The sequence below is a fragment of the Roseiarcus fermentans genome (genome assembly GCF_003315135.1).
Lineage (GTDB): Bacteria > Pseudomonadota > Alphaproteobacteria > Rhizobiales > Beijerinckiaceae > Roseiarcus > Roseiarcus fermentans.
On record NZ_QNRK01000033.1, the window covers coordinates 48,307 to 72,998 of the forward strand.

Annotated in this window: 20 protein-coding genes and 1 pseudogene; 9 read left to right on the forward strand and 12 right to left on the reverse strand. The window is 68.0% G+C overall.

Annotation, left to right across the window (positions count from 1 at the left end; translation table 11 throughout):
• Nucleotides 1-188 precede the first annotated feature (188 nt).
• From DFR50_RS23805 to DFR50_RS23820, 4 genes are all read left to right on the forward strand, one after another.
• A complete protein-coding gene (locus DFR50_RS23805; RefSeq protein ID WP_113891767.1) occupies nucleotides 189-1,472 on the forward strand; it encodes an ROK family transcriptional regulator in 1,284 nt (427 codons plus the stop codon).
• A 116-nt stretch (nucleotides 1,473-1,588) separates the two neighbouring features.
• Nucleotides 1,589-3,073 carry a glucose-6-phosphate dehydrogenase gene (gene zwf, locus DFR50_RS23810; protein WP_113891793.1) on the forward strand — a complete coding sequence of 495 codons (1,485 nt, stop codon included), beginning with the start codon at nucleotides 1,589-1,591 and terminating at the stop codon, nucleotides 3,071-3,073.
• A complete protein-coding gene (gene pgl / locus DFR50_RS23815) occupies nucleotides 3,063-3,773 on the forward strand; it encodes a 6-phosphogluconolactonase (protein WP_113891768.1) in 711 nt (236 codons plus the stop codon). The genes zwf and pgl overlap by 11 nt, the downstream gene beginning before the upstream one ends.
• A 72-nt stretch (nucleotides 3,774-3,845) precedes the next feature.
• Complete coding sequence (locus DFR50_RS23820) at nucleotides 3,846-4,046, forward strand: hypothetical protein (protein ID WP_170153365.1); 201 nt, start codon at nucleotides 3,846-3,848, stop codon at nucleotides 4,044-4,046.
• Between the two features lie 264 nt (nucleotides 4,047-4,310).
• Here DFR50_RS23820 and DFR50_RS23825 read toward each other — a convergent pair whose 3' ends face one another.
• Complete coding sequence (locus DFR50_RS23825) at nucleotides 4,311-5,537, reverse strand: ABC transporter substrate-binding protein (protein ID WP_245428097.1); 1,227 nt, start codon at nucleotides 5,535-5,537, stop codon at nucleotides 4,311-4,313.
• A 185-nt stretch (nucleotides 5,538-5,722) separates the two neighbouring features.
• Here DFR50_RS23825 and DFR50_RS23830 point away from each other — a divergent pair, with 185 nt between their 5' ends.
• The 3 genes from DFR50_RS23830 (at nucleotide 5,723) to DFR50_RS23840 (ending at nucleotide 7,808) form a co-directional block, all read left to right on the forward strand.
• Entirely contained in the window at nucleotides 5,723-6,238 is a 516-nt protein-coding gene (locus DFR50_RS23830; RefSeq protein ID WP_113891770.1) for a YchJ family protein, read from the forward strand.
• Nucleotides 6,239-6,515: 277 nt separating this feature from the next.
• The gene (locus tag DFR50_RS23835) at nucleotides 6,516-7,313 is read left to right on the forward strand and encodes a manganese catalase family protein (protein ID WP_113891771.1); all 798 of its coding nucleotides are present in this window, start codon (nucleotides 6,516-6,518) and stop codon (nucleotides 7,311-7,313) included.
• Between the two features lie 42 nt (nucleotides 7,314-7,355).
• Nucleotides 7,356-7,808, forward strand: coding sequence for a hypothetical protein (locus DFR50_RS23840; protein ID WP_113891772.1), 453 nt, complete (start codon nucleotides 7,356-7,358; stop codon nucleotides 7,806-7,808).
• 443 nt (nucleotides 7,809-8,251) lie between these two features.
• Here the strand turns inward: DFR50_RS23840 and DFR50_RS23845 are convergent, their stop codons facing one another.
• The 7 genes from DFR50_RS23845 to DFR50_RS23875 all read right to left on the reverse strand — a co-directional run bounded on the left by DFR50_RS23845 (nucleotide 8,252) and on the right by DFR50_RS23875 (nucleotide 16,271).
• A complete protein-coding gene (locus DFR50_RS23845) occupies nucleotides 8,252-9,418 on the reverse strand; it encodes a levoglucosan dehydrogenase (RefSeq protein ID WP_113891773.1) in 1,167 nt (388 codons plus the stop codon).
• Nucleotides 9,419-9,533: 115 nt separating this feature from the next.
• On the reverse strand, nucleotides 9,534-9,836 hold the full coding sequence (locus tag DFR50_RS23850) for a putative quinol monooxygenase (RefSeq protein WP_113891774.1): 303 nt from the start codon (nucleotides 9,834-9,836) through the stop codon (nucleotides 9,534-9,536).
• A 14-nt stretch (nucleotides 9,837-9,850) separates the two neighbouring features.
• Nucleotides 9,851-10,813 carry an ABC transporter permease gene (locus DFR50_RS23855; RefSeq protein ID WP_113891775.1) on the reverse strand — a complete coding sequence of 321 codons (963 nt, stop codon included), beginning with the start codon at nucleotides 10,811-10,813 and terminating at the stop codon, nucleotides 9,851-9,853.
• Nucleotides 10,806-12,386, reverse strand: coding sequence for a sugar ABC transporter ATP-binding protein (locus DFR50_RS23860; RefSeq protein WP_113891776.1), 1,581 nt, complete (start codon nucleotides 12,384-12,386; stop codon nucleotides 10,806-10,808). The genes DFR50_RS23855 and DFR50_RS23860 overlap by 8 nt, the downstream gene beginning before the upstream one ends.
• Nucleotides 12,387-12,479: 93 nt before the next feature.
• A complete protein-coding gene (locus DFR50_RS23865) occupies nucleotides 12,480-13,601 on the reverse strand; it encodes a substrate-binding domain-containing protein (RefSeq protein WP_113891777.1) in 1,122 nt (373 codons plus the stop codon).
• 98 nt (nucleotides 13,602-13,699) lie between these two features.
• Nucleotides 13,700-14,527, reverse strand: coding sequence for a sugar phosphate isomerase/epimerase family protein (locus DFR50_RS23870; protein WP_210209024.1), 828 nt, complete (start codon nucleotides 14,525-14,527; stop codon nucleotides 13,700-13,702).
• Nucleotides 14,528-14,645: 118 nt separating this feature from the next.
• Nucleotides 14,646-16,271, reverse strand: coding sequence for an alpha/beta hydrolase domain-containing protein (locus DFR50_RS23875; protein ID WP_147262882.1), 1,626 nt, complete (start codon nucleotides 16,269-16,271; stop codon nucleotides 14,646-14,648).
• Between the two features lie 247 nt (nucleotides 16,272-16,518).
• Between DFR50_RS23875 and DFR50_RS23880 the strand changes: the two genes are divergently transcribed.
• Both DFR50_RS23880 and DFR50_RS23885 read left to right on the forward strand, forming a co-directional pair.
• On the forward strand, nucleotides 16,519-17,916 hold the full coding sequence (locus DFR50_RS23880; RefSeq protein ID WP_113891779.1) for an ROK family protein: 1,398 nt from the start codon (nucleotides 16,519-16,521) through the stop codon (nucleotides 17,914-17,916).
• A gap of 84 nt (nucleotides 17,917-18,000) precedes the next feature.
• Entirely contained in the window at nucleotides 18,001-18,990 is a 990-nt protein-coding gene (locus DFR50_RS23885) for a substrate-binding domain-containing protein (protein WP_113891780.1), read from the forward strand.
• 449 nt (nucleotides 18,991-19,439) lie between these two features.
• On the opposite strand, the gene DFR50_RS23890 is transcribed toward DFR50_RS23885, so the two are convergent.
• The 4 genes and pseudogenes from DFR50_RS23890 to DFR50_RS23905 form a co-directional block, all read right to left on the reverse strand.
• Nucleotides 19,440-20,420: a phosphate acetyltransferase gene (locus DFR50_RS23890; RefSeq protein ID WP_113891781.1), complete on the reverse strand. Its 981-nt coding sequence runs from the start codon at nucleotides 20,418-20,420 to the stop codon at nucleotides 19,440-19,442.
• Nucleotides 20,417-22,573, reverse strand: coding sequence for a DUF3141 domain-containing protein (locus tag DFR50_RS23895; RefSeq protein ID WP_113891782.1), 2,157 nt, complete (start codon nucleotides 22,571-22,573; stop codon nucleotides 20,417-20,419). Before DFR50_RS23895 ends, DFR50_RS23890 begins: the two co-directional genes overlap by 4 nt.
• A 64-nt stretch (nucleotides 22,574-22,637) precedes the next feature.
• Nucleotides 22,638-23,276: pseudogene (locus tag DFR50_RS23900) on the reverse strand (zinc-binding dehydrogenase); the annotation flags it as partial.
• 266 nt (nucleotides 23,277-23,542) lie between these two features.
• Nucleotides 23,543-24,691, reverse strand: coding sequence for an ABC transporter permease (locus tag DFR50_RS23905; RefSeq protein ID WP_113891784.1), 1,149 nt, complete (start codon nucleotides 24,689-24,691; stop codon nucleotides 23,543-23,545).
• Nucleotide 24,692: the final 1 nt, after the last annotated feature.

Genomic DNA, 24,692 nt, shown 5'->3' on the forward strand with positions numbered 1-24,692 from the left:
CGCTGTTCCCGGGGCGAAGTTCGCGAGAATCCTCGCGTTGCCTGGCCTCCATGCGTCGTCGTGGGCAATCTCGCTCCACTTCGCGGCGAGAGTCAAGGATAATTATATCCGTTGTAATAATTCTTGACAGCGGAGTCGGTTCCTCTAATTTGCGGGTGTCGAGGACAACGAGAATCGAGGGCCGGAGGATGACGGAGGCGGGAGAGGGTTCGCGCCAGGGCGCAGGCCGCCCCGGCGAATCGGCGCTTGCGCAGCTCCCGTCGACGTTCGCGGAAATCGCGAGCGGGGCCGACCAGTCGGGCGTGCGGCTGTACAACGAACGCCTGCTCCTGTCGCTGGTCAGGCGGTTCGGGCCCTTGTCCAAGATCGAGGTGGCGAGGCTGACGGGGCTTTCCGTGCAATCGACGTCGGCGATCATGAACCGGTTGCAGACGGACGGCCTGCTGAAGCGCGAGGCGCCGTTGCGCGGGCGCGTCGGGCAGCCGACGATCCCGATGTCGCTCGATCCCGACGGCGCCTATTCGCTCGGCCTCAAGATCGGGCGGCGCAGTTGCGATCTCGTGCTGGTCGATTTCCGGGGAACCCTGCGCCAGCGCGCCCACCGCACCTTCGCCTTCCCGACGCCCGAGCGAATTCTGGACTTCGTCGGCGAGCAGGCGCCTCTGCTGGTCGGCTCCCTGACCGAGGCGCAGCGCCGCCGGATCGCCGGCGTCGGCGTCGCCATGCCGTTTCAGCTCTGGACCTGGGAGGCGGAGATCGCCGCTCCCGCCGGCGCCATGGCGGGATGGCGGGATTTCGACACGGCTGGCGAGATCGCCAAGGCCTGCGCCTATCCGGTGCTGCTGTGCAACGACGCGACGGCCGCCTGCGCCGCGGAGTTCTTCTTCGGCCGCGGCTGGCGCTATCGCGACTTCCTGTACTTCTTCCTCGGCGCTTTCATCGGCGGCGGCATCGTGCTGGACGGCGCGCTGCGGATCGGGCGCACCGGCAACGCCGGCGCGATCGGGTCGATGCCGGTGGCGATGCGCAGCGACGCGGGCGGCCCGCCGCAATTGATCGCCTGCGCCTCGATCTACCAGCTCGAACGCCGTCTCGCGGCCGCCGGAGTCGACGCGTCGTCGATCTGGGCCACGCCCGACGCGTGGGCCGATTTCGGAGCGCCGCTGGACGCCTGGATCGAGGAGACGGCGGAAGCGCTCGCCTGCGCCTCCGTCGCGGCCATTTCCGTCGTCGACTTCGAAGCGATCGTCATCGACGGCGAGATGCCGGCGGCCGTCCGCGACCGGCTGACGGCGCGCACGACGGAAGCGTTCGAAACGATGGACCGGAGGGGCTTGAGCGACGTCGCGATCGCGTCGGGAACAGTCGGGGCCGACGCGGGCGCGATCGGCGGGGCCGCCCTGCCTCTGGTGAAGGCCTTCGGGCGGGACCGGGAGGTCCTGCTCAAGGACGTCGTGGCGCAGGCGGGCTAAGAGCAGGTCGCCGTCGTTCGCCCGGGCGGCGCTCGAAGCGAAATCGCCGCTTCGCGTGTCGCGGGCGACGCGATGCGCTAGAAGCGTCGATGTTCGACGAACTCCTGAGAGGCGGAATGGCTGCGCGCATCGTCAAGGTTGACCCGTTCGATCTCGTCGTCTTCGGCGGGACCGGCGATCTCGCCTATCGCAAACTCTATCCGGCGCTGTTTCATCGCGAGCGCAGCGGCCAGTTCACCGAGCCGACCCGCATCATCGGCGTCAGTCGCAGGCATCTCGACCGCGACGCCTTCCGCGCCAGCGTGAAGGACGCGCTCGTCCGGTTCGCCGCGGCGGACGAAGCCTCTTCCGCCGACCTCGAGCGTTTTCTCGCGCGCCTCGACTACGTGGCGGCGGACGCGGCCGGCGACTCCGGATGGAGCGATCTGCGCGAAACCCTCGGCGGAGACGACCGGATCCGCGCCTTCTATCTCGCCACCGGCCCGGACCTCTTCTGCCCGATCGCCAAACGGCTCGGGGCCGAGGGGCTGGCGACGGAGCGCTCGCGCATCATCGTGGAAAAGCCGATCGGCCGCGACGGCGCGACCGCGGACGCGATCAACACCGACATCGGATCGGTCTTCCCGGAGCGGGCGATCTTTCGCATCGACCACTATCTCGGCAAGGAATCGGTGCAGAACCTGATGGCGCTGCGCTTCGCCAACGCGCTGCTCGAGCCGATCTGGAACAGCGCGCACATCGATCACGTGCAGATCACGGTGGCCGAGACGCTCGGCGTCGAGGGGCGCGGCGCCTACTACGACGAATCCGGCGCGATCCGCGACATGGTGCAGAACCACATGATGCAGCTCCTGTGCCTGACCGCCATGGAGCCGCCCAACTCGATGGACGCCGATTCGCTGCGCGACGAAAAGCTCAAGGTGCTGAAGGCGCTGCAGCCGATCGACGGCAGCAACGCGGCGTCTCTGACGGTGCGCGGGCAGTACCGCGCCGGATTCGCCGACGGCGGGCCGGTTCCCGGCTACCTTCACGACGTGGGCAGGCACGAGAGCATGACCGAGACGTTCGTGGCGATGCGGATCAGCGTCGCCAACTGGCGCTGGGCGGGGGTGCCGTTCTACCTGCGCACCGGCAAGCGGCTGCCGCAGCGGTTTTCCGAGATCGTGGTCGGGTTCAAGCGCGTCCCGCACGTGATCTTCGACATGCCGTCCGACTCCATTCCGGCCAACCGGCTGGTGATCCGGGTCCAGCCCGACGAGGGCGTCAAGCTCTGGATGATGGTCAAGGAGCCGGGGCCGGGCGGCATGCGCCTGCAGCACCTGCCGCTCGACATGAGTTTCGCCAAGGCCTTCGGCATGGCCTCGGCGGACGCCTACGAACGCCTGCTGATGGACGCGATCCGCGGCAACGCGGCGCTGTTCATGCGGCGCGACGAGGTGGAGGCGGCGTGGCGCTTCATCGATCCGGTTCGCGAGGCGTGGGCGGCGATGCGCGAGCCGCCGCGCCCCTACGCCGCCGGAACCTGGGGCCCCAACGCCTCCGTGGCGCTGATCGAGCGCGACGGGCGCACCTGGAACGAGGACGAGCACGATGGCGAATGACCTTCAGCGTCGCGACTTCGCCGACGGCGAAGCGCTCGCGCCTTCCTTCGCCGCCTGGACCGCCGAGCGGCTGCGCGCGGCGATCGCCGAGCGCGGCGCGGCGCTGCTGGTGGTGTCGGGCGGAAAGACGCCCGAGCGCTTCTTCGCGGCGCTGTCGGCCGAGGCGCTCGACTGGACCCGGGTCGCCGTCACGCTCGCCGACGAACGCCGTGTCCCCGACCTGAGCCCGCGCTCGAACGCGCGGCTGGTGCGCGCGGCGCTGCTGCGCAACCGCGCGACGGCCGCGGCCTTCACGCCGCTCGCCGACGCCCGCCTCGCCCCCGACCAGGAACTCGCGGCCGCCAGCGCCAGACTGGCCAGCCTGCCCCTGCCCGCCGACGTCGTCGTCCTCGGCATGGGCGACGACGGCCACACCGCCTCGTGGTTTCCCGGCGCCCAGGGGTTGCGGGAAGCGATGGACCCCGGCGCGCGCAATCTGGTCGCGCCGATCGAGGCCCCCGACGCGCCGGAGCCGCGGCTGACGCTGACCGGCCGGGTCATTCTGCGCGCCCGGGCGATCGCGCTGCTGATCGAGGGCGAGGACAAGCTCGCGACCCTCGCCGAGGCGCTCGCGGACGGGCCGGCCGAAGCCATGCCGATCCGCGCCGTGCTGCGCGGCGCGTGCGACAGGCTGACGATTTTCGCCGCCGGAAGCGCCTGATCCCGTCCATCCCCGCTCGTCGATTTGCCGGACGGGCGGCTCGGCCTGCGGATCGAGGGGCGCGAAGCAGACATGCTCGCGCTTCTGTCCGTCGCGCGCGGCGCGCCGGCGCCGACGACAATTCTCGATCGCTTCGACAGCGTCTCCGCGCGTGCGGAAGCCACGCAGCGTTTGCAGGCGCTCGCAGCGTCAACGTTCCCCGATCCACAGGGCTTCGACGCCAGGATGACCCTGCATCGTCTGGAGGAGGTTCCCGATTGCCTTGACCATTGATCTGAGGATACTCGCAGAGCGGCGCGCCGCTCGTCGCCTGTGACAGGGAATTTCCCATACGAGGCCTTCCGCGGCCGGCGCCGTGACCGATCGGCCACGGAGCGCCGGAAGCGCACCTGCTCACCGGCCGCGACCCGTCAATCCGGCGCTGATCGGCGCGGTGACAGAGCGCTTCGGCGGCAGCGCCGGAAGGCCCTCGGATTCGACGAAACGGGCGGAGGCTTTCCTCCGCCCGTTCCTTTTTGCGCGCCGCGACGCGGCTTGTTAAGCCTTGACGAACGGACAGCCGCCCTTGGCGAGCGGACGAAAGGCGTCTTCCGGCTTGATGGTCGAGACGAGCTCGAACACGTCCCATTCGGATTTCGATTCGGCAGGCGTCTTCACCCGGTAGAGGAAAATCGGGTGCAGCGCGCGCCCGTCCTCCCGGATCGACCCCTTGCCGAACAACGGGTCGTCGGTCGGGATCGCCTTCATCGCGTCGACCAGCTTGACCCCGTCGGCGGCGCTGCCGGTGGCGGCGACCGCCTTGAGCAGATGCGCGGTCGCGCCGTACATGCCGGCCTGCATGTCGTTGGGCATGAGCTTCTTGGGATGGGCCGCCAGAAAGCGCTGGCCGAACGCTCGCGTTCCGTCGTTGGCGTCCCAATAGAAGGCGGTCGGCAACAGCGCGCCCTGCACGATGTCGAGCCCGAGCGCCGGCACATTGGTGACGTTGAGGGTGAAGGCGGCGAGCTTCTGCTGCGGCGTCAACCCGAACTCGTGCGCCTGCTTGAAACAGCCGTTGGTGTCGCCGCCGCCGTTGGCGAAGGCGACGATTTCGGCGCCCGATCCTTGCGCCTGGAGCAGGAACGAGGAGAAGTCCGCGGTGTTGAGCGGATGCCGCACCGAGCCCAGCACTTTTCCGCCCGCGGCCTGGACCGCGGCGGCGCAATTGGCCTCGAGGTCCTTGCCGAATGCGTAATCGGCGGTGACGAAGAACCAGGTCTTGCCGCCCGCTTCCGTCAGCGCCTTGCCGAGCGCCGTGCCGGACGAGTAGGTGTCGTAGGTCCAGTGGACGAAATTCTTCGAGCACTTCGGGCCCGTCATCACCGACGAGCCGGCGCCCGAGCCGATCACCGCCTTGTTCTTGTCCTGGGCCACCCCGAGCACGGCGAGCGCCACCGCGGAATTCGGCAGGTCCATGATCACGTCGACGCCGTCGGTGTCGAACCACTTGCGCGCAATCGCGGCGCCGACGTCCGGCTTGTTCTGGTGGTCGGCGGTGACGATCTCCACCGGAACGCCGAGCTTGGCGGCGTAATCGTCCACCGCCAGCCGGGCGGCGATGACCGAGCCTATGCCCTGAAAGTCGGAATAGACGCTCGACATGTCGTTCATGACGCCGATCTTCAGCGGCTTCATCTCTTCGGCGAACGCCGCCCGGGACGCCGCGACCAGCGCCGCACCCACAACCACGAACTGCCGCCTGGTCGGCTCCCACGCACGGGCCAAGGTCTTCCTCCCCAATGATGTCCTGGCCGTCGCCCGCGAAGGCGACCGCAACAGCCGGCATAGTGGAGCAATCAACCTGCGCCGGCAAGACGGAACCTCGCTCCGCCGGGCGACGGCGGGTCTCCCGAGCCAAACACGCCGGATCGGATTCCGCCCATGCCGCTTTCGTGTTACTCGTCCCCGATATGCGCTGCCCTTGCGATTCCGAGAAGCCTTTCGACCAGTGCTGCGGCCCGTACCTCGCCGGCCGCGGCGATCCGCCGACAGCCGAAGCGCTGATGCGCTCGCGCTACGTCGCCTATGCGCGGGGCGAGATCGACTACATCGCGCGGACCACCGCGCCGGAATCGCGCGCCGGTTTCGACGCGCCGGCGGCGCGGGCCTGGGCGGCGCAGGCGACCTGGCTCGGGCTGCGCGTCGTCGCGACCGAGCGCGGCGGCGCCGGCGACGCCGCGGGATCGGTCGAATTCGTCGCCAGTTACCGGCTCGACGGGGCCGTCGTGCGTCATCACGAACGGTCCCGGTTTCGCCGGACGGAGCGCGGGGACTGGCTGTTCGTCCACGGACAGGCGGTCGGGCCCGGCGCAGGCGATCGAGGAACCGTCGCCGTCGGCGCGCCGAAGCTCGGACGCAACGATCCTTGCGCGTGCGGCAGCGGCAAGAAGTTCAAGAAATGCTGCGGCGCCGGGGCGGGCGCCTGACCCCGAATGGGCGCGGCGGCGAGGGCGCCCCTGTTGGATCTTGAATTGGCGCGCGATCGTGCCGTCTGACGGTCTGCGCGCGCGGCGCCCGGCGAAAATCGCTGGCGCCGGAAAGCGCCGCGCCCGATCCGTCGTCGCCGCCGCGCGCGCCCGCGAGCGCGCCGGGCGCGGCGCCGGGATGGCGAGACTCGGGCGACAATAATAACCGCCGCAGAGCTCGGAACTGGCGACGGCGAGCCGGAGTTCAGCCGCCGCGCCCAACCCAAGGAGTTCGCCCATGTTCCTTCATCGCCCGATCCTGCAGACGGAAGTCAACGTCCGGAACCCCGATCCGACCTTCGCCGAGAAGCTGCTCGAGCAATACGGCGGCGGGACCGGAGAGCTGACCGCCGCGCTGACCTACTGGACCCAATCGTTCCACACCGAGGACGCCGGCATCCGCGACATGCTTCAGGATATCGGGACGGAGGAATTCACCCATCTCGAGGTGATCGCGCTGCTGATCGAGCAGCACACCCGCAAGGCCAACCAGGAGGCGCAGGATCGCGCCTTCCGCAGCACCCTGTTCGCCCTGCGCGGGCCCGGACCGCACCTCGTCGACTCCAAGGGGACGTTCTGGGATGCACGCTACGTGAACGAAGGCGGTCACGTGGTGCGCGATCTGCGCGCCAATGTGGCGGCGGAGGCCGGCGCGCTCGCCACCTACGAGGCGCTCCTCGCGCTGACCGACGACGAGGGGTCGCAGAAGGCGCTGCGGTTCCTCGCCACCCGCGAGGTCGCGCACACGAAGATGTTCATGGAGGCGCTGAACTCCGTCAACAAGCTGTCCGATCCGCTGTTCGGCGATCTTCAGCCCGACAACAGCGTCAACGTCTACTTCAACCTGTCGTCGGGGCCGGGCGCCGATCTGCGCGGGCCGTGGAACAGCGAGCCGGCGTTCCAGTATGTCGCCGATCCGTTGCAGCACGAGCAGCAGGAGCACGCCGGCCGGCCGGGCAGCAACGAGATGGAGATCATCGGCAATGAGCGGCCGGGCGCCGCGCGCGAGCCGGCGCCGCGCCGATCGACGCCTTGACGCGCTCACCCCGCCAGCGGCTCGTTCGAGGAGGAACTTCGCATGAACGGTATCGTCATGAACCGCCGCGCGGTGCTGGAAGCCGGCGTCGCGGTCGCGATTGCGACAGGGCTTCCGGCCGCGACGCTCGCAGCGGCGGCGCCGCTCGGGACGGACGCCGCCTCGGCCGCCTCCGCCCGGATGGTCGCGGCCTGGGTGCTCATGCGGGCGGATTCCACCGCCGTCCGCCTCGCCTGGCTCGACGCGGACGGACGGGTCCTGCGTGAACTGCCGGCCGTGCGGCTGGAGGCCGGCGCGGCGGACGGATCCGGACGGCCGGCGTCGCTGTGGCGGCGGGCGCAGGCGGCGGCGGAGAGCGCGCAGGGGCCGGCGGTCTGCGCGGTCGCCGGCGCCTGGGGCGTTTCCGCGCGCGACTGCGAGGTCCGGCCGGGCGGCATCGCGCACCCGGCGAGCGGACGCTCCGTGCAGCACACGGTCTGGGTCGACGTCGTCTGACGGTGCGGTGCGCGCCCGATTTTCCCGGGCGTCGGGCCCAACGCGCGCCGGACCCGAACCGCGCGATCCTCGGCCGTGGCGGCCGCAGCGGCGGCCCCGCGGAGACCGATGCGCAAGCGTCTCGGCCCGGACATGCGAAAGCCCCCGGCTTTGTTTGCCGGGGGCTTTTGGAAGGCTGGTCACGGGGGCGCGCAACTGCCTTGATTTGCTACTGGCGGGATAGCGATTTGCGCCTGTAATCCAAAGAGCGCCGCTACCGGACGGGATATCTTGGCGGGTGCGCTGCAGTCAGGGAACGGCGGGACTGCGCACATTGCGGTCGGCGGCCGAGGTCCCGGCGAATGCGCAGTCTCGACCCTGAGGCGAAGGCGAGCCCGGTCTCCAGCGATATGATCGGGCAGACAAGAGCCCCGATTGACGGGCTCCGGCCCGCTCTCCTCGCTTCAGCCGACAGCGACCCAGGTCTGGGTCTCGCCTGACTTCAGGATGGCGTCGGCGACGAGTTCGGTGATCCATCCGTCGCGGAAGTTCGGCGACGGCTGCTCGCCCTTGACGATCGCGCTGACGAAGTCGAAGCACTCGATGATTTTCGTCTCGCCGTAGCCGGTTCCGAGCGCCGGGATCGGCCAGAGCGCGCCTCCGTAAGGATGCGCCGGGCCGGTATAGACCGTGCGGAATCCGCGCGCGTCGCCGGGATCGTCGGCGAACATCACTTCGAGCTCGTCCATGCGTTCGTAGTTGAAGGCGATCGAGCCCTTGTCGCCGTGGATCTCGAAGGTGATGAAGTTGTTGCGGCCGTAAGCGTTGCGGGTCGCCTCGATCGAACCGGTCGCGCCGCCGGCGAACTTGACCAGGGTCAGCATCTCATCGTCGACGTCGACTGGCCCACGCGGACCCTTGCCGCTCTTGTCGGAGGCGGCGAGCTGATCGAAGCCGCTGGACTGCAACGGACGGCTGGCGATGTAGGTCTTGACGATCGAATTGACTGCGGTGATTTCGCCGATGAGATAGCGGGCGAGATCGATGACGTGGGTGCCGATATCGCCGACGGCGCCCGAGCCCGCGATCTTCTTCTGAAAGCGCCAGGACAGAGGACCGTTCGGGTCGGCCGACCAGTCCTGCAGGTACGTGCCGCGGAACGACAGGATCGTTCCGATCCGTCCTTCCTCGATATACTTTCTGGCGAGCGCCACCGCCGGCGTCCGGCGATAGTTGAAGGCGACCATGTGGGTCACGCCGGCCTTTTCGACCGCGTCGAGCATGGTCTTGGCCTCTTCGCCACCGCGTGCGAGCGGCTTCTCGCAGATGATGTGCTTGCCGGCCTTTGCGGCGGCGATGGCGATTTCGGCGTGGCTGTCGTTCGGCGTGACGATGTCGATGGCGTCGATATCCTTTCGCTCGATCACGCTCTTCCAGTCGTGCGAGCCTTCGTCGAAGCCGTAGCGCCGGCGCGCCGCCTCGGCGAGTTCGGCTGTCACGTCGACGACCACCTTGCGATGGGGAATGGCCGGCGCGGGCCAGAAAAACATCGGCATCGCCGCATAGGCGAGCGCATGGGCCTTGCCCATAAAGCCGCCGCCGATCATCGCGATATTGAGGGTCCTGGTCATGGTGTGATCTCCTTCCTGGGTTGAGAGGGCAAAGAGGTCCCGTGCGGTCAGCGCGTGGCTGCCGCCTGGGGCTGGAATCCCGGCTTCGGGTCGGGGGGCCGGCGCCCCCCGTGGATCAGGCGGGTTCGCTGATCATGTCGAGGAACCTCATCTCGACCGGGCGGGCGAGCAGCTCTTCGAGGCGGCCGAACAGCGGCTGGAGGTGCGGCGCCTTCAGGTGCGCGTCGAGATCGGCCCGGCTGCGCCAGTTCTCGTAGAAGACGAAGACGTTCCGGTCGTTCGCGTCGACGTGAAGGTCGTAATTCACGCAACCGGGCTCGGCGCGGGTCGGCGCGACCTGGCCGGCGAGGATCTCGCGCAATTCTTCGCGCGTCTCGTCCTTGGCGACCACCGTGCCGATCAGGGTGCAGAGCGACATGGACGAACCTCTCCTCACTTGCGCGACTGGCTGATCGCGACGGCGATGATGATGATGATCCCTCGGGCGATGAGCTGCTGACTGTATTCGAGACCCATCAGCAGCAGGCCGTTGTTGATGACGCCGATCATCAGCGAGCCGACGATCGAGCCGACCACGGTGCCGGAGCCGCCGAAGAGACTTGTTCCGCCAAGCACCGCGGCCGCGATGACGGAGAGTTCGTCGCCCTCGCCGAGCTGGAAGCGGCCCGAGTGCAGGCGGCCGGCGTACAGCATCCCCGCCAGGGCGGCGCCGAGGCTCGAGATGACCAGGACGCGCATCTTGATGCCCTTGGTGTCGATGCCGCTGTAGCGCGCCGCGGTCTCGCTGCCGCCGGTGGCCAGCACCCGCCGGCCGAAGGTCGTGCGGCGCAACACCACGTGTCCGACGACGGCGACGACGGCGGTCCAGATGACCAGCACGGGGATGGGGCCGAGATTGCCGCCGCCGAACAGCCAGTTGTAGCCGTCGTCGAGAATCGGAATCGACTTGGTCTGCGTCATCCACATCGCCGTGCCGCGGGCGATGCCCATCATCGCGAGCGTCGTCAGGAACGAGGGAATGCCGATCCTCGTCGTGAGCAGGCCGTTGACGAGGCCGACCACGCCGCCTGCCGCCAGGCCCGCCGCCACGCCGGCCACGACGCCGAAATGGTCCATGGCGACGGCGACGACGCACGAGATCAGGCCCGCCACCATGCCGATGGACAGGTCGATCTCGCCTGCCGACAGCACGTAGGTCATGCCGACGGACATGATCGAGATCATCGCGGTCTGCCGCAGAATGTTGAGCTGGTTGGTCGGCTCGAGGAAGCCCTGGTTGAACAGGGTCGCCGAGAAAAAGGCGAAGATCAGCACGAACCCGAGATAGGGAATGTACTGACGCCAGTTGGCGACGAGAGGCGCGACGAAAGAGGGTCTTGCTGTCGTGTCAGACATGGGCGTGGGCCTTCTGAATGATCTGGGAAAGCTTGCGCTCGGCGAATTGCAGTTGCTCCCCGACGTCGTTGTTGGGGTTGGGGTCGTCGAAGGCGTCTCGCGCCGCCTCGCTCACGATGCGCCCGTCGGACATCACCACGATGCGGTCGGAGGCGGTCAGCAATTCCGAGAGTTCCGAGGAGATGACGAGCACCGCCTTGCCGCGCGCGGCGAGGTCGCGGACGAGCGCGATGATCTCGGCCTTCGAGCCGATGTCGACGCCGCCGGTTGGTTCGTCGAGCACGAAGATGTCCGGCTCGGCGTTCAGCCATTTGCCGATCACCACCTTCTGCTGGTTGCCGCCGGAGAGGGTGCGCACCGCCGCGTCGCGCGAAGCCGTCTTGATGCGCAATCCGTCGATCTGACGGTCGGCCGCTTCGGACGCCTTGGCCGACGACACGAACAGCCACGACGCCAGGCGGTCGAGGATGGACAAGGACGTGTTCGACTCGACCGAATGCTCGAGAATGAGCCCCTGACGCAGCCGGTCTTCCGGCACCAGCGCCATGCCTTTGGCGATCGCGTCGCGAGGGCTCGCAATCTCGACCGGCGCCCCCCGGATGAGGATCTCGCCCGCGCGCTTGCGGTCGATACCGAACAGGACGCGCGCCAGCGCGCTGCGGCCGCTGCCGAGCAGGCCCGCGACGCCGACGACTTCGCCGGCATAGAGTGTGAGATCGACAGAAACGGGCTTGCGCGGACCGCTCAGGGAACGGACTTCGAGAAGTGGCGCGCCGCGCGAGGCGTCGCGACGCTCGACGTCGGAGAACCCGCGCGAGCGGCGGCCGACGATATACTCGATGATCCTGTCGAGCGTCAGTTCGCTCATCGGCGCGGTGACGACGTGCCGTCCGTCGCGCAGGATCGTGGCGCGATCGGCGATCCGCGTGATCTCGTCCATCCGGTGCGAGACGTAGATGATCGCCACGCCCTCGGACTTGAGCCGGCGGAGAAAGGCGAACAGCTTCTCGACCTCGCCGCCGGACAGCGCGGTCGTCGGCTCGTCGAGAATGAGCACGCGCACGTTGCGCGAGATCGCCTTGACGATCTCGGTGAGTTGGCGCTGCCCGGCCGAGAGATCTCCGACCAGGGCCTTCGGATCGATCTCGACGCCGAGCGTCTCGAACAGTTCGCGGGCGCGGCGTGCCGCGGCTTTGTCGTCGATCAGCCCCAGGCCGTCCTTGGCCTCATTGTTCAGGAAGATGTTCTGCGCCGCCGACAGTGTCGGCACGAGACTCATCTCCTGGAAGATCATGCCGATCCCCGCGCGTTTGGCGGCTTCCGGCGTATGCACGTCGAGCGGCTCGCCGTAGACCTCGATGCGGCCCGCGGTCGGCGCATGAACGCCGTTCAGGATCTTGAGGATCGTCGACTTGCCGGCCCCATTCTCTCCGAGCAGCGCGTGGATCTCGCCCACGCGCACGTCGAGGCTGACGTCGCTGAGCGCGGTGACGCCGCCGAAAGTCTTCGTGACGCCTGTCAGGCGGACGGCGAACGGCCGCGTTGCAGGATTGTCGGCCACAGAGTCGGACATGGCTCGGCGTCTCCTTGGGTCCTCGGTTTTGTTGGGGCGACCCGGCGGAGGGTCGCGGGGTCGCCCGTCGCGGAGGAGAGGTCTTCTCCCGCCTTACTTCATGCTCTTGACGATCTTGTCGGTCGCCGGCTGATGATAGATTTCCTTCCAGCTCTCGAGCAGCGTATCGCGGGTGATCGGGGCCGCGGGCAGCGCGACATAGGCAGGCGCCGGCTTGCCGATCAGGGCGTAGGCCGCGAGCTTCGCCTCGGTTACGCCCTGGTCATAGGGTCGCTGCGACGCGATTCCCTTGATGAACTCGCCCTTGGCCATGGCGATCGCGACATTCTCGCCGAGGTCCTCGTTGATCACGATCAGATCGTCGCGTCCGGCTGCGCGGGCAGCCGACATCACGCCTTCCGCGGGAACGTCCCAGACCGCCCAGATCGCGTTGATTCTCGGGTGCTCGGTCAGGATCGCGCCGGCCGCTTTCTCGGCGTCGCCGGAAAAGTCGGGACCGCCGATCCCCTGCTCGGCCACGATCTTGATGTCCGGATACTGTTCCTTGATCGTCTTCTTGAACCCGTCATAGCGCTGGCGGGTGACGAAGAAGTCGGCGGCGTGGAAGACGAGACCGATCTCGCCCTTGCCCTTGAGCGCCTTGGCCATCAGATGCGCGGCCGCGACGCCATTGCCGTAATTGTCGGCGGAAACCGAGCTCACGTAATCCTTGCCGGCCTTGAAGCCTTTCGGCACGTTGTCCATGAACACGAGCTTGACGCCCTTGTCCGCGGCGGCCTGGTAGGCGGCCGCCGTCGCCACCGGATCGACGGGGATCGAGACGATGATGTCCGGCTTCTTCGCCAGAACCGTTTCGAGGTCGGAGACCTGCTTCTCGGGCTTGAAGCCGGCGTCGGTCACGGCGATGACGTCGATGCCCTCGGCGGCGAACTGCGCCTTGAGCGCGGCCTCCTGCGCGTTGGACCAGTCGTTGCCGCCGTAATGGAACACGAGCGCCGCCGTGGCGTGCTTCGCCTTGACCGCGGCGAGTTCGTCGGCGGTGAGCGCGACGCCCGAGGCCGGGCTCGCCTTCTCGCCGTTCGGGCCGGTCGAGAAGACCTGGGTCTTCATCGCCGCGAGCGCGGCGTCCGGATCGACGGCGTAGGCAGGCGTCGAAGCCAGCGCTCCGAGCAGCGCCAGCGCCGAGGTCGCGGCGAAGAGTTTGCGTTGTTTCATGGTGTCCTCCTCCTTGGGAAACGAATCGCCCGGTCTTTCGCCCGGTTCGACGGATCGGATCGGGGCCGACGCGCGGCCTCGTCCGGCATGGCCGGAGTTCAGGCTCCGGCGATGGTCTTGTTGATGAAGGCGAGGCTGCGCTCGGCGCCGCCCCTGGGATCCGGCCAGGCGTCGAGTTCGGTCAGGATCCAGCCGCTGTAGTTCGTTTCGGTGAGGGCTGTGATGACCGGCGCGTTGTCGAGGTCGCCCTCGTCGAGCGGGGTGAAGGCGAATGGCTCCCGCCTGAGGCCCTTGAGGTGCACGTAGGAGATGCGCGCGCGGTGCTTGCGGATCATCGCCGGGACGTCTGCGCCGGCGGCGGCGAGGTGCGCGGTATCCGGGCAGAAATCGATCGAGGTCAGCCCGAAGATCCGATCCACTTCGGCGGGACCCTCCACAATCGTCGAGAGATGGGGGTGATAGTGGGCCTTGAGGCCGCGCGCCCTGGCGATGGCGACGACCTTCTCCAGGCCGCCCGCCAGGCGCTCGTAGTCGCCGGGCTGGACGCCTTCGAGGCGCCGGGCGCCGCCGCCGACGACGAGATGCTCCGCCGAAAGCCCCGCGGCCGCGTCGGCGACGCGAGCGATGCGGCCGAGTTCTTCGTCGAGGATGTCGGGGAAGATGAAGTTGGCGCCGGAATAGACGGCGACGAGACTGACGCCCGCGTTCGACAGAGCCGACTTCAGGGCGGACGGCCCGCCGGGATAGTCGACCACGTTGCCGTCGAACATTTCGACGCCCTGGTAGCCGGCTGCGGCGATGTCCGCGATCGCTTGGGCCATGTCGCCGAAAGTGACGTAGGTCAGCTGGCCGATCGAGGTGACGCCGACCGCGGCGCCGCCGAGCGGCCCCCAGCAGTTGGCCTGATAGGCAAATCGAACGTTCACGAATTCCTCCTGTTGCAGCGAATTTCCCTCTGCTCTTCGGCTACGAGCATCGGCGGCGGCGCCCTCAAACCGCCGCCAAGCAAGCCCTGCGCTGTGAGCGCGTCCCCGACGCGCCCGTTCAAGGGATCGGCGTCAGTTCAGCCTCCATGATGATCTTCTGCCCCTCTTCGGGCTCTAACCACCGGGCCTTCACCAGCGCCTCTACGGAAGCCTTTATTCTGGCCACATATTCCTGATGGGGTCCCACGAGCCCATAGATCTTCTGCAAGACCTCGCCGGTGAAGTCTTCCTGATGGCCGAACGACCAATTGTAGGGATATCCGGGCTGCGCCGTGGCCGACTCGTCATATGTGGCGATCGGGACGTCGACGTTGGCGCTGCGGACGCCGCCCAGGACATTGCCGTGTTCGTCCTTCTCGAATGACGCATTGATGGTTTCATTGAACAGGCTGGTCTGGGATCCGACCCCGTCCTTCACGTGGATCGGCTCGGCGCGTGGCGGCGCGATGCCCTTGATGACCCACCGCTCCATATTGGCGAACATGGCGGGCTCGATATACTGTCGTGGCAAATGGTTAGCCTTCGGCTCGGCGCCTCCGTAGGCGTAGGGGACGTCCCATGCTCCCTTGCCGGCCCTCACGATTTCATTCGCCGGGGGCTGGTAGTTGACGATCCAGGATGGGCCGTGCGGCGCTCCTGCAAGCTCGTAGATGCGGTAACCGGCGTCCGGCGCATCGCTGTCGGCGGCGGGCCACAAGTGACTGCCAAGCTGGAAGATATCGCCCTGCGCGTCGATGCGCATGAACGGCATGTGCTTGGCGGGCAACTGGCTGCGCGGCTCGTTGGCGGCCGCGGCGGTCGCGCATTGGTTGATCGGCACAGGCCTGCCGGCGCCCGAGACGGAGACCAGGCCGTCATAGACGGTGTGGCCATTCTCCAGCTTCGCATCCTCTGCGAAGTTGGCGCCATAGGTGTTCAGGAAGAAGCCCGTCTGCGACTCGCCAGTTGCAAAGACGTATCTCACGTCATAGGCCCGCAGGGGATTGTCCTTGCTCTTGCTACGGACCAGGGCTGCAGTCTGGCTCAGGATGTCCCATGTCAATCCGTTCTCGTACAACTTCGACAAATTCTCGTCATAGCCGTCTTCGTTCGGCAGCTTGCCGCAAGTCTGCTGTTCCGGCGGCAGCGGGTTGTCCATCGCCAGTCGGGCGTAACGCTCCGGGTCGATGCGCTTCAGCGACGCGATCACGTTCGGTTTGACGGTCACGGCGACCCAGGCGTCGCCGTCGCGCATCACCTTTTCCTGGACGGTCGGCCACTCGACCTCCACGTCCCACCCGCGTGAGGGATTGTTCATCTCCACCCAGACGACGCCGCTGAACTTGGCCGGATCGCTCGGGGCCCTGACCAGAATGCGGGTCGTGTAGGGCGCGCCTGCCGTGCGCACCTGGGGCTTGGCCGCGTTGCCGTCCCTGCCCCAGTCGTAGACATTCGCCGTGCCGCTCATCAGGTACTCGTCGAGGCGGAAGCCATGGGCGGCGAGGTCCGTTCCCCCCGCGGTGAACGGGTGGGAGGTCGACGTGTCGGGAATGGCCGCCGACACCTCCGGGACGGGAGTCGCGGCGTGGCCGGGGCTGGACAGAACCAGGCTCGCGGCAAACAAGGCTAGGCCGCGCACCGAGCGTCGCCGGGCGTCAGGTTGGATGAACCGTACGTTCACCCCATTTCCGGACTTCGAGTTCACGGCCTTCCTCCCTTGTTAAAATCACCGCCTCCGGGCTTTTTTGCCGCCGGTCAGCGGCGCGCTTTTCGTCAGAGGCAGGCGGACGATGCGACTGACGGCCGGATGGGTCAATGAAAAAGAGCGCAAAAGTCCGGATACTTTTGCTGGAAAATTATTTTCTGATGCTGTATCGACGCGAAAGGACGCGGCTTGATGTGGCGAAACCCCCGGGACAAAATGCCGATTCCCCTTAGGGCGACGCGTTTTCATGGATAGCGACCTGAGCTCCCGACCCCCGCCCCGGCCGACCGCCCGTCGGCGCGTCGGCCGCCCGAGCACGATCGAAAGCGGCGCCGCGAGCCTCGCGACCATCCTCACCCTTGTCCGCTCGGGCGTCGCAACCACCCGCCTCGACATCGAACGCGAGGCCGAACTCGGCCGCGCCGTCGTCGCCGACCGTCTGACGACGCTCGAACGTCTCGGGCTCATCGTCGAAGGCGAACTCGGACCGGCGATCGGAGGCCGCGCGCCGCGCAACATGCGCTTCCGCGTCGAGGCCGGCGCCATCCTCGCCGCGCATGTCGATCGCGAGTCGCTCGCGGTCGGACTCGCCGATCTCGACGGCGTCCTGATCGTCGAGCATCACGAGGCCGTCGATCTCGCGCTCGGGCCCGAGACGATCCTCGATCGCCTGACGACGCTCTTTCTCTGGCTCCTCGACGAGCGCGGCGGAAAAGGGCGCGTCTGGGCGATCGGCGTCGCGCTGCCCGAAGTGGCGCTGTTCGACGCCAACGAGAGCGACGCCTTCGACATCGCAGCCCTCGATGTCCTCAAGGCCTGGCGAAGCTTCGATTTCTCGACCGAACTTTCCCTGCGGTTCGGCGCGCCATCATGGGTGCGCAGCAACACGGAGATGATGACCCGCGGCGAGATGAAGGCGGGCGCCGGCCTGGGGGTGCAGGACCTGCTCTGCGTCCGCCTCGACAGGTCTGTCAGCGCAGGCGTCGTCTCCGACGGGCGGCTCAGGTCCGGCGCGCAGGGCCTCGCAGGCCTCATCGGCCATGCGCCAACGAGCGAGGGCGGCGACGTCATCTGCCACTGTGGCGCGAAAGGCTGTCTGGACTCGATCGCCAGCGGCGAAGCGGTCGCCCGAGAAGCGCTGGCTGCGGCCCGGGACGGGAGAAGCCGATACCTCGCCGAGATCCTCGAGCGCTCGAGCGCAGTCACGGCCAACGACGTCAGTCACGGCGCGCAGCTCGGCGACGCATTTTGCGCGGAACTGCTGGCGCGGTCCGGCCGGCTGGTCGGCGAGAGCCTGGCGCCGCTGGTCAATCTCATGAACCCTGGAACCGTCGTGCTCGCGGGCGCGCTCGCCCACTCGGGCGACATCGTGCTCGCGGCCGTCCGGGAAGCGATCTATCGGCGGTCGCACCCGCTCGTGACCCGCGACCTCAGGATCGTACGTTCCGAGCTCGGCGGCTCGGCCGAACTCGTGGGCGCGGCGGGACTGGCGGTGGAGGAGATCTTCGCGGTTCCCCGCTTGAGGGAGTGGATCACGATCGGCGCGCCGCGGCGCCAGCCGTCGTTCGAGGCGTTCCTGGCCGAAGGCAGGGCGCGGAAGCGGACATCCGCGTCCCCGAGCGCGCGGCCGCCGGCAAGGGCATGATCGCCCGGCGCTGGCTCCGCGTGTGAAGGGCTTGTTTCCTGACTCCCTTCAATGCCAAATTCATCATTTCGAGGATGGTGAGAAATGCAGGCCGTAGGTCTGGGACCCCGTGGCGAGAAGGCCTTTCCGGCAGACAAGCTGGTGCTCACCGCCGCGGAGGCGGCGCAGGCGCGCGCCGGCCGGTTCGCCGTCGCGATCGTCCTGCATACGACGACGAGCGACTGGTCCCGCCAGGAACTGGCGGGCATCGTCGCGACGCTCGGCCACCATGGCGCGACCGTCACGGAGATCATCGACTGCGGTTTTGACAAGGCGAAGCAGAACCATGAGCTCCTCAGGCTCGCGACCGCGCCCATCCATGCCGTGATCAGCCTGCCTATCGGCTCCGCGGGAGTGCTCGAAGGCCATCGCGCGATCACGCGGGCGGGGAAGACGCTTGTCCTGCTCGACAACGCGCCCTCCGGGTTGCGTCCCGGCGTCGACTACCTCGCGGTGAGCTCCGCCGACAATTTCGGACTGGGCGCAATCGCAGCGGAATTGGCTTCGCCCTATGTCACGAACGAAGGCGTCGCCGGCATCCTGAACTATGAAGCGGAATTCTTCGTCACCAATGAGCGGGAGATCGCCTTTCGCAAGTGGATGAGCGCCGAACGCCCCGACGTCACCCTGGTGCGAGGAAGGTTCGCCAAGGTCGAGGATGCGGGCGAGGCGTACCGTCGCCTGCTGGCGGATAACGACGATCTCGATTGCCTCTTCGTCGCCTGGGACGTGCCCGCGCTGAAAGTCCTGTGCGCGATCCGCGAAGGCGCGCAGACGCTCCCAATCGTCACAGTCGATCTCGGCAACGAGATCGCCGCCGAGCTTCGCTCCGGCGGACCGCTCAAGGGCATCGCGGCGCAAAGGCCCTACGACCAGGGCGCGGCGGCGGCGGGCGCAGCGCTGCTCGGGCTGATCGGGCGGCAGCCACCGGCGTGGATCAGCTCGACCGGGCTCAAGGTGACCCGTGAAAGCCTCCGCGAGTCCTACGAGGCCGTTTGGCACGCGCCGGCGCCGCCGTTTGAGCTTCGATTGTAGCCGAGCACTCGGACGCTTAGAGGGGCACGGGCTCGTTAAGGGCGCTGGAGACGGGCGCGGAACTCCGCTTCGGGCGGAGACAAGCCCGTTTACCTACACATTTTCGCCGTTCACAATCGTCGGCGCCGTCTCGCAGGCGGCGCCAATAGCTCCGATGTCGGGCAACAGGAACGGCTCACCAGGTGACGAAGAACTCCTTCACATTGAGCGCGCGCCTCCTCGGCGATCCTGCGGATACGCTCGAAGCCAAGCGCCCGGCGGGGCGACTTCGGCGACGAGCGAACGCAGCAATACGCGCACCGCAGATTGCAGACCTGTCCGACGGAGGACTGCTCGGTCGAGCGCCTCCTACCCGCTCCGAGCTGGGGCATCGGCCCCTTGGAAGCCGCGAAAGGAACCCATGACGCGCCGGTCGCCAGGCGACAGGCGCGACCGTTCTTTGTCACCGTCTACAGTGAGGCCTCTCGATGAGCCGAAGCCGCCGCGGCCTTGCGGCGGGCGGCGGCCGCCATCACGGCGACGGCGCAGGACGCCAGACGCGTCACGAGCGAGTCGGCCCGGCTCGTCAGGATGATCGGCACGCGGGCGCCGAGCACGATTCCGGCGGCGTCCGCGTCGGCCAGGAATGACAGGCTCTTGGCCAGCATGTTGCCGGCCTCGAGGTCCGGAACCACGAGAATGTTGGCGCGTCCCGCGACGGGAGACGCGATCTTCTTGATCGCCGCGGCTTCCGGACTGATCGCGTTGTCGAGCGCGAGCGGACCGTCGAGGACGGCGCCGGTGACCTGGCCGCGGTCGGCCATCTTGCAGAGCGCGGCGGCGTCGATCGTCGAGGGGACCTTCGCCGTCACCGTCTCCATGGCGCTCAGGATCGCGACCCGCACTTCGGGCGCGCCCATCGCATGGGCGAGGTCGATCGCGTTCTGGACGATGTCGACTTTCGCGTCGAGATCGGGGGCGATGTTGACCGCAGCGTCGGTGATGATGAGCGGATCGGCGTGGGTCGGCACGTCCATGATGAAGCAGTGACTGATGCGCCGTTCGGTCCGGATGCCGCCCTCGCGGGCCACGACCGCACCCATGAGTTCGTCCGTGTGGAGACTGCCCTTCATCAGCGCCTCGACCCGGCCCGCGGCGACGAGGGCGACGGCCTTCGCCGCGGAATCGTGGCTGTGCGCGGACGCCACCACTTCGTACGGGCTGATGTCGAGGCGAGCCTCGCGGGCGACGGCCGCCAGCCGCTCCGGCGGCGCGACGAGGATCGGCTCGATCAGGCCGAGCTTCGCCGCTTCGACGGCGCCCCGTAGCGAGACGTCGTCGCAGGGGTGGGCGACGGCGACCTTGATGGTCGCCTCGTTCTGCGCCGCGGCGATCAGCCGCCGATACTTCTCGCGGCCGATATATGGGGCGGCTTTGACGTCGGGCGTCATGTCGGTTCTCCGGTTCTGGCTGTCTCGAACTTCACCCGCAGCGCCTTCTCGACCCTGGCGAGGCGGCTCTTCTCGTCCTTGCTCAGCGGGCCCGGGGCGGTGAGGAGTTCACGCAAGGCTTCGAGCGCCGCGTCGGTCTCGGGCTCGTCCGCGCGCAACAGCTTCGGCAGCGCTTTCACGGCGCGCTCTTCGTCGAGCAGCACGAGCTGGTACTGATCCCGCAGCATGGTCTTGAACTGCGCGAGCGTCACGCGCCTGTTCACGCGTCGCGAGTCCCGGATGATCTTCAGGAGCCGGAAGCCCCGCTCGTCGAGTGAGCCGTCCGGCTTGCGGACGTAGATCAGCGCACGCAGCGCGCCCTCGTCCGCCCCGCCGGTCTCGAACCGATGCTCCAGCGACGACCGCAACTCCGCCGCCGCCCGCTCCCGTTCCACGTCGCGCTCGATATGGCGCCGGGGCGCGGCCGGTTCGGCGTTCAGGCCCGCGACGGCCTGCACGACGGGGGAACCGTACACGTTGAGGAAGTTCGCTTCGGTCAGCGCGTCGCGAACCTCGCCCATGGTCCGCAGCGCGGTGGTGATCAGGTCCGATCCCGTCTTCTCGAGCGCGAGCAACGGATTGTCGGGCCTGACCGGTGTCCGGCGCTCGCGGGCCTGCGCCGCCATCGCCTTGACCGGCGCCATCAGCGGGTTCCTGTCCGAAAATGCCCGGAACCGCAGGCGGTGCGGGTGCCATTCGCGCATGGCCTCGGCCATCGGCGGGGTCACCGCCGCGCGGATCCACGGCTCGGCGAAGGTCCGGTAGAGGCTCAGATTCATCTCGGAGATCCGGGCGACCGCGGCGAACCGCCAGTCGTCGTCCGGACTGTTGACGCCGAAGGCGCGGATGTCGCCGAGCGTGCGCTTCACGAGGCGGAAGACGTAGTTCCCGTCGACGAGCTCGCGGTTCTGCGTGGTCTCGTCCGCTTCGGTGATGATCGCCTCGTAAAGGCCCGGCGGCGCGGCTTCGATCATCTCCATGCAGGAGACGAACTCCCGATACTCCTTCGACGCGATCTGGCCCGAGACGAAGATCCCGAGGTGTCCGATGCTCTGGTGGAGCGAGTAAACGATCGTCTGCCCCTCCGCGACGATCTCGTCGACGCTGTCGTAGAGGTCGAGGATCCAGTCCAGCGCCTGCTGGGGCGGGCTGATGTTGTCGCCCTGCGAGCAGAACACGAGGATCGGCGACTTGATGTTCCTGAGGTCGACGCGGACGCCGTCGGAGGTGCGGACCTGCCCGGTCGACAGCTTGTTTCCGATGAACAGATTGTCGACGATCCACTGGATCTCGCCGGCGTTGAGGAGAACCGGGCTGCCCCACCAGGTCTCGAAGGACAGGAAGCGGTCCGTCTCCGCGTCGACGTTGGCGTAGACGTTGTACTGCTTGTTCCAGAAGGTGTTGGCGGGATTGGCGAGCTCGAAATTGGCGATCAGGCTCGCCCCGTCGAACTTGCCGGCGCCGAGGTCGCCGGATAGCGCGGTGACCCAGGAGCCGCCGAGTACGCCGCCGAGATAGCGCATCGGATTCTTGCCGCGCACCCCGGCCCAGTACGATACGGGCGATCCGACGATCACGAGAGGCCCCATCAGGTCCGGCGCGATGGCCGCCGTCATCAGCGTCTGCCAGCCGGCCTGGCAATTGGCGATGACGATCGGCTTTCCCTCGGCGCCCGCGTGGCGACGCGCCGCCTCGGCGACGAACGCCGCCTCGGCGCGGCAGACGTCCTCGATCGTCTGGCCCGGCATCGGATTGGGCGAGAAGCCGACGAAGTAGCAGGGGTGGCCGGCGCGCATCGCGACGCCGATCTCGCTGTCGGGCTTCATGCCGCCGATGCCCGGCCCATGGCCCGCGCGCGGATCGACCACCACCACCGGCGGCTTCGTCGGATCGACCTCGACGCCCTCGGGCGGAAGGATCCGCACGAGACCGTAATTGACGGGTCGCGGCAGCGTCCGTCCGTCGATCACGAGCTCGCTCGGGAAGTTCAGGACGTTGGGAACCTCCTTCGCCGCCTGCGCGAGATGGATGTTGCCCCGCTCGTTCAGGGCCTCGAGGAACAGCAAGCTGCGCTGCCAGGCGTCGGCAAAATATTCCGAAGCGAATGCGAACATCGTCGTCTCCTGCTGCCCATACGTTGCGCGCCCGATCGGGGGGCGCGCGGAAGGTCGGGTGCGGTCATGGTCCGCGTCCTGCGGCGGCGCCGCGGTTCGGCGCGTGCGAGCCGCTCTCGCCCGGCGCCATGTCGAACACCATGCGCCCCGTGACTCGGCCGGCCTTCAGGTCGGCGAAGACGGCGCTGACGGACTCGAGCGGCGCCGTCGCGATCTCGGCGTCGAGCTGGCCGCGCGCGGCGAAGCCGATCGCTTCGTCGAGATCGGGACGGCCGCCCACGATCGACCCTCGCACCGTGATCCGTTTGAGAACGACGTCGCAGATCGGCGTCGGAAACTCGCCGGGCGGAAGTGCGACCAGCGCGACCGTTCCCTTGCGCCGCGCCATCCGCAGCGCCTGCGAGAACGCAGGCGAAGACACGGCGGTCACGAGGACGCCGTGGGCTCCGCCGCCGGTCGCGCCGACGATCTCGAGCGCCGCCTGCGGCGAACGGGCGTCCACGACGACTTCGGCGCCGGCCTTTCTGGCGAACACCAGCTTGCCGCGGGCGACGTCGAGGGCTGCGACCCGCAGGCCCATCGCCCTGGCGTACTGAATCGCGATGGGTCCGAGGCCCCCGACGCCGGAAATCGCGGCCCATTCGCCCGGCTTTGTCTCGGTCTCCCTCAAGCCCTTGTAGGTCGTCACGCCGGCGCACAGGATGTACGATAGTCGATGCGGACCCCAGACCGTAGTCCGCAGTCGTATCGGCGGACGCGCCCGTCGGGCGCCTCGCCTATCCCCTCGTATACCCGCCCCTCGAAGCCGAGCTTCGCCGCATGCGCTCACGTCGAGCGCTCCAGAGCCGCAGCGAATCCGCCCTGACGCGGCGCTGACGTCTCTCGTGTCGAAGGTCGCGGTCATGGTCGAAGCTCCGGCTGTGCGCCGCTGCGCCTTTCGCGCGGGCTGCGGCCTCGCCAAGTTCTCCCCTACTGAAGGACGACGAGCGTGCGGCGGAAGCGCATGGCCGAGAGGGCGAAATAGGCCGCGCTGATGATCGCCATCACGAGGAGCTCGGGCCACACGACGTCGAGCCCGGCCGCCCGGTAGAGGACCGCCTGCGCGAAGGCGACGAAGTGCGGCGTGGGAAAGATCTGCATTCCGCCCTGCAGCCAGACCGGCATGGTCTCCATCGGCGTCGCGGAGCCCGAGAGCATTTGCAGAATGACGAGGACGGGGATCACGAGGAGACCGAACTGCCCCATCGAGGTCGTGAACGTGGCGAGCAGAATGCCCAACGACGTCACCGAAAACGCGTAGACGAGGGCGCCGGCCATAAACAGGACGAGCGAGCCGGCGATCGGGACCTGGAGCCACACCTGCACGACCAGCCTCACCGACAGATAGGCCGCAATCAGGATCACGAGCCCGTTGGCGCAGATCTTCGACAGCATGATCTCGCCCGGCGTGACCGGCATCGCGAGCAGGTGTTCGATCGTCCCGTGCTCGCGCTCGCGGATGAGCGCGGCGCCCGTCAGGATCACCGAAAGCATGGTGATGTTGTTGATGACCTGCATGACGGAGTTGAACCACTCGGACTTGAGGTTGGGGTTGAACATGACCCGGACGGCGAAGTTGACCGGCTGTATTTCCGCGCCGCTCGGCGTCGTCGGGTTCCCCGCCGCCCGCGTCGCGTAGGTTTGCACCACCTGATTGACGATCATCTGCAGGTAGGCCCCGCCGTTTCCGGCCTGCGCGACCGCGGTCGCGTCCATGTTGATCTGGATGGACGGCGTGCGCCGGGAGATCACGTCCTGCTCGAATCGGGGCGGGATCTCGATCACGAACACGAAGCGCCCGGCGTCCATAGACGGGCCGATGTCGGCCGCCGAAATCTCCGCCGGCGGCCGGAACCAGGGCGGAAGGATCGCCTGCCCGATCAGCCGCGAAAGTTCGGAATGGTCCTCGTCCACGATCGCGGTCGACACGTGGTCGACTTCGGTCTTGGCCCCGGTCGCCACGGCGTAGACCGCGTAGCTGAACGTGTAGGCGGTCAGCGCCAGCAGGATCGGATCGGCGCGGATGCTGTTCAGCTCCTTGAGAACGAGCGCAAGGACATGAAAGAGCTTCCTGAGCATG

What these genes read in the sequence shown, in the direction of transcription:
- DFR50_RS23805 (WP_113891767.1), top strand. Translation starts at nt 189, where the DNA reads ATGACGGAGGCGGGAGAGGGTTCGCGCCAGGGCGCAGGCCGCCCCGGC.
- zwf (WP_113891793.1), top strand. Translation starts at nt 1,589, where the DNA reads ATGGCTGCGCGCATCGTCAAGGTTGACCCGTTCGATCTCGTCGTCTTC.
- pgl (WP_113891768.1), top strand. Translation starts at nt 3,063, where the DNA reads ATGGCGAATGACCTTCAGCGTCGCGACTTCGCCGACGGCGAAGCGCTC.
- DFR50_RS23820 (WP_170153365.1), top strand. Translation starts at nt 3,846, where the DNA reads ATGCTCGCGCTTCTGTCCGTCGCGCGCGGCGCGCCGGCGCCGACGACA.
- DFR50_RS23830 (WP_113891770.1), top strand. Translation starts at nt 5,723, where the DNA reads ATGCGCTGCCCTTGCGATTCCGAGAAGCCTTTCGACCAGTGCTGCGGC.
- DFR50_RS23835 (WP_113891771.1), top strand. Translation starts at nt 6,516, where the DNA reads ATGTTCCTTCATCGCCCGATCCTGCAGACGGAAGTCAACGTCCGGAAC.
- DFR50_RS23840 (WP_113891772.1), top strand. Translation starts at nt 7,356, where the DNA reads ATGAACGGTATCGTCATGAACCGCCGCGCGGTGCTGGAAGCCGGCGTC.
- DFR50_RS23845 (WP_113891773.1), bottom strand. Translation starts at nt 9,418, where the DNA reads ATGACCAGGACCCTCAATATCGCGATGATCGGCGGCGGCTTTATGGGC.
- DFR50_RS23850 (WP_113891774.1), bottom strand. Translation starts at nt 9,836, where the DNA reads ATGTCGCTCTGCACCCTGATCGGCACGGTGGTCGCCAAGGACGAGACG.
- DFR50_RS23855 (WP_113891775.1), bottom strand. Translation starts at nt 10,813, where the DNA reads ATGTCTGACACGACAGCAAGACCCTCTTTCGTCGCGCCTCTCGTCGCC.
- DFR50_RS23860 (WP_113891776.1), bottom strand. Translation starts at nt 12,386, where the DNA reads ATGTCCGACTCTGTGGCCGACAATCCTGCAACGCGGCCGTTCGCCGTC.
- DFR50_RS23865 (WP_113891777.1), bottom strand. Translation starts at nt 13,601, where the DNA reads ATGAAACAACGCAAACTCTTCGCCGCGACCTCGGCGCTGGCGCTGCTC.
- DFR50_RS23880 (WP_113891779.1), top strand. Translation starts at nt 16,519, where the DNA reads ATGGATAGCGACCTGAGCTCCCGACCCCCGCCCCGGCCGACCGCCCGT.
- DFR50_RS23885 (WP_113891780.1), top strand. Translation starts at nt 18,001, where the DNA reads ATGCAGGCCGTAGGTCTGGGACCCCGTGGCGAGAAGGCCTTTCCGGCA.
- DFR50_RS23890 (WP_113891781.1), bottom strand. Translation starts at nt 20,420, where the DNA reads ATGACGCCCGACGTCAAAGCCGCCCCATATATCGGCCGCGAGAAGTAT.
- DFR50_RS23895 (WP_113891782.1), bottom strand. Translation starts at nt 22,573, where the DNA reads ATGTTCGCATTCGCTTCGGAATATTTTGCCGACGCCTGGCAGCGCAGC.
- DFR50_RS23905 (WP_113891784.1), bottom strand. Translation starts at nt 24,691, where the DNA reads ATGCTCAGGAAGCTCTTTCATGTCCTTGCGCTCGTTCTCAAGGAGCTG.